2 tRNA genes are annotated in these 298 nt (G+C 46.6%); both read left to right on the plus strand.

Going from position 1 to position 298, the window contains the following annotated elements:
• Nucleotides 1-19: 19 nt before the first annotated feature.
• A tRNA-Ile gene (locus KP803_RS21825) sits at nucleotides 20-96 on the plus strand.
• Between the two features lie 43 nt (nucleotides 97-139).
• Nucleotides 140-215 (plus strand) — tRNA-Ala (locus KP803_RS21830).
• Nucleotides 216-298: the final 83 nt, after the last annotated feature.

The raw sequence follows: 298 nt of genomic DNA on the forward strand, positions 1-298 counted from the left end.
AAGTTAAGAGTTTAATGCTGGGTCTGTAGCTCAGCTGGTTAGAGCGCTCGCCTGATAAGCGGGAGGTCGGTGGTTCAAGTCCACTCAGACCCACCAATTCTTTTCCCAAAAAGAGTTGGCTTTAAAGCATTAAGTTTATGGGGCTATAGCTCAGCTGGGAGAGCGCCTGCCTTGCACGCAGGAGGTCTGCGGTTCGATCCCGCATAGCTCCACCATCTTTAAGCGCATTCTGACGAGTGTATTTAAAAATGGTTTTCATTAGAAAATCTGCTCTTTAACAATTTGGAAAGCTGACGAA

This window comes from Vibrio amylolyticus (genome assembly GCF_023145695.1).
Classification (GTDB): domain Bacteria; phylum Pseudomonadota; class Gammaproteobacteria; order Enterobacterales; family Vibrionaceae; genus Vibrio; species Vibrio amylolyticus.